Annotated in this window: 3 protein-coding genes; 1 reads left to right on the forward strand and 2 read right to left on the reverse strand. The window is 57.9% G+C overall.

Features of this window, described 5'->3' with window-relative positions; translation table 11 throughout:
• Window positions 1-66 precede the first annotated feature (66 nt).
• On the forward strand, window positions 67-375 hold the full coding sequence (locus GX444_06790; protein NLH48294.1) for a hypothetical protein: 309 nt from the start codon (window positions 67-69) through the stop codon (window positions 373-375).
• Between the two features lie 186 nt (window positions 376-561).
• On the opposite strand, the gene GX444_06795 is transcribed toward GX444_06790, so the two are convergent.
• Together GX444_06795 and GX444_06800 are read right to left on the reverse strand one after the other, a co-directional pair.
• Entirely contained in the window at window positions 562-2,445 is a 1,884-nt protein-coding gene (locus tag GX444_06795) for a pyruvate carboxylase subunit B (GenBank protein NLH48295.1), read from the reverse strand.
• Window positions 2,446-2,553: 108 nt separating this feature from the next.
• Complete coding sequence (locus tag GX444_06800) at window positions 2,554-3,006, reverse strand: PAS domain S-box protein (GenBank protein ID NLH48296.1); 453 nt, start codon at window positions 3,004-3,006, stop codon at window positions 2,554-2,556.
• Between the last annotated feature and the right edge of the window lie 243 nt (window positions 3,007-3,249).

Here is a 3,249-nt window from a genome sequence, read left to right on the forward strand (position 1 = left end):
ACGTTCGGTTCCCGCTTTCGATACCCTCGTCTCCATAGAGTCCTCCTTCGGTCATTGGGTTGTTTGGTGATGACTCAACCTTCAACCGATTCGAGGACTCTTTCAATATCCCAAAGTGCGAAAGAAATTGTACGTTATCATATCGAATTGGACGATAACGGCGACATTCACGTCTGCGGCGAGGGAATCTACGGTTTTTATCACGAAGGAGATGGCTGGACCTACGATGAGTTAATCGAAAGAGACCCCGATTACACCTATCATTGTTCCATTGATGTCGGCCATGACGGTTCCGTTCACATGGCATGGGTAAAGGAAGAGGATCCTTACCAGGATAATGATGTCGTCTATTACGCGGTGAAGCGGCCACAATGAGTAACTAAATAGATAGTGTCAACAATCCTTCGTACTTTGTGTTGAGATCCTCTTTCGGTTGAGAGCTTTCGCCCATCGCCTTAACCCGAGTGGGGAGGCGATGGGCGGTCAGGCTACGCTTTCCCTCTGGATGCGCCTCGCGTTTTCAAAGAGGACAAACTCGGCATTCTGATGATGTCTTCAAAACTATTCGATCACCGCCAGCACGTCGCCGCGCGCGACGACGGCGCCGAGATTTTTCGGCAGGGAGACGACCCGGCCGTCGATCGGCGCGGGCAGGGAGTTTTCCATTTTCATCGCTTCGAGAATGACCACCGGTTGACCTTTTTTCACCAGATCGCCGACGGCGACCAGGTAGCGGACGATCGTGCCGGGCATCGGCGCGTCGACCGTGGGCCGGCCGGAAATGACAGTTTGCGGAGCGTTCGCGGGCAGGACGGGCGCGGCGGCGGTCAGCGGCGGCGGCGCGGCGACCGGCGGGTTGACGGTCGGGGCTGCGGCCGGCGGCAGGTTTTCGACCTCCACCTGGACCTCGAAGATTTCGCCCTCGACCAGCACCCGCACTGTTTGGGTTTTGCCCAGTTCGGCAGGCTTGGCACCCGGCTTTTCGCCGGCCAGTACGCGGCGGATCTGCTCGTCCTCGTGCTTGATCTGTTCCTCGGTTCTTGGTTTTTCGCCGGGCGGTTCTTTGTCGAGCCCGTGCTTGTAGCGCAGAAAAGCCATGCCGGTGCGCGGATAGAGGGCGTAGGTCAAAACGTCGCCGAGATCAGCGGTGATGTGCCGCAAGTCGGCCTTCGCTTTTTCCAATTCGGGTTCCAGAATGTCGGCCGGCCGGCAATCGATGGGCGTTTCGCCCCGCGCGTAACCGACGAGGCATTTCCGGCGGACCTCCGGGTCGATCGGCGCGGGCGGGCGGCCGTACAACCCGTAGCAATAATCCTTCACCTCGTTGCTGATCAGCTTGTAGCGTTCGCCGCCCAGGATGTTCATCACCGCCTGCACGCCGACGATCTGGCTGGTCGGCGTCACCAGCGGCGGATAACCCAGATCCCGCCGCGTTTTCGGCAATTCGCGGTACACCTCTTCCAGGCTGTCGAGCGCGCCGGCTTCATGAAGCTGGTTGATCAGGTTGCTGAGCATGCCGCCGGGAATCTGGTGGCGGATCACCCGCACGTCGATGATCGAGGTTTTCTGGAAATTGGCGAACTGGCGGTACTTCGGGGTGATCGATTCGAGGTATTCGGCGATTTCGTACAACGGTTCGAGCGACAGGCCCGTGTCCCGGTCGGTGCCCTCGAGGGCGACGATCAACGGTTCCATCGCCGGCTGGCCGCTGCGATAGGCGAAGGGGGCGACCGCGCAATCGACGACATCGACGCCGGCGTCGATGGCGCGCAGGTACGTCAGGTCGGCGATGCCGGCCGTGCAATGCGAATGAATGTGCAGCGGCACGTCCACGGTTTTTTTCAGTTCGGCGACCAGGAGGCTCGCGTCCGTCGGCGTCAGGATGCCCGCCATGTCCTTCAGGCACAGCGAATGCGCGCCCATGGCGACGAATTCCCTGGCCTTCTGGCGGAAATAATCGAGCGAAAAAACCGGACCGCCCATGCGCCGGCCGGTGGCGGAAAAGCAGATCGTCGCCTGGATGTGCGCGTCGGTTTCTTGCAGGGCCTTGAAGGCCGTCTCGAAATTGCGACTGTCGTTGAGCGCGTCGAAGACGCGGAAGATGTCCATGCCGCACTCGACGGAATGCAGACAGAACGCGCGCACGACGTCGTCGGGGTAATTGCGATAACCGACCAGATTCTGCCCGCGCAGCAGCATTTGCAGCGGGGTGCGGGGCGCCCGTTTTTTCAGTTCGCGCAGGCGTTGCCACGGGTCTTCCTGCAAAAAGCGATGGGTCGCGTCGAAGGTGGCGCCGCCCCAGACCTCCAGCGAGTGAAAACCGACCGCGTCGAGCTTTTCGACGATCGGCTCCATGTCGGCAAAACGCATTCGGGTGGCGAACAGGCTTTGGTGAGCGTCGCGCAGGGTCGTATCAGTGATTCGTAACGGGTTTCGGGGCGTCATTTATTTTCCTCTAACCAAGGTCCGGCCTTTACCGCTCCGCATGGTCAACATCCTGAAATTTCTGGTTAGCAGAGAGACCCGTTTCTGGCAAGCGCAAAATCGCGCCGCTCAATCCGTCCGCGCTTCATCCTCCGGCAGCAGGCGGATCATCACCAGGACGCGTTTTTCGGCATCGACATTGATCAGTCGGGTTTCCACCAGGGTCGGGAAAACCCGGCCGTCTTTATGCTTGCCCTTGGCCTTGACCGACATACCCTGTTCGTGGAGCTGTTGAACGATCAAATCGGGAATGATTCTGGCGACTTCGATTGGAATCAGATCGAAAACCGACAGGCCGATGATTTCCTCGTAGGAATAACCGTAAACCTCACAGGCCGCCCGGTTGCAACTGAGCACCCGACCGCCGAGCGTTTCCAAAAAAACCGGCGCTTCGAGCGGATCGATGGAACGCCGAATCGAAGCAATATCGAGTCCGCGCGTTTTGGATCGGCCCGGACGAATGTTTTCTTCCAGCCGCGTGATCAGTTCGTCGATGGAGGCAATAGTTTTATCTTGTTTCATGGTATTTCTTTTGTGTTCGAAAATCGCTTTTCCTTATAATCATCCGAATGCTTGTTTTCCAAATCTGCCTTTTTCCTGAAATTTTGTCAATGAAATGAAGCAGAATGTATTAGCTTAGCGACTTTGTCCCCTGTAACTGCTTAGCGATTATGTCCCCCATGAAGAAGGACATGATTTCGATGACTCCCAAGGAGTTACAGCGGATGAGGTTGCTGGTCTGCGTCCTGGAGGGGCAGCTGCCCC

Source organism: Myxococcales bacterium, from assembly GCA_012517325.1.
Taxonomy (GTDB): Bacteria; Lernaellota; Lernaellaia; order Lernaellales; family Lernaellaceae; genus JAAYVF01.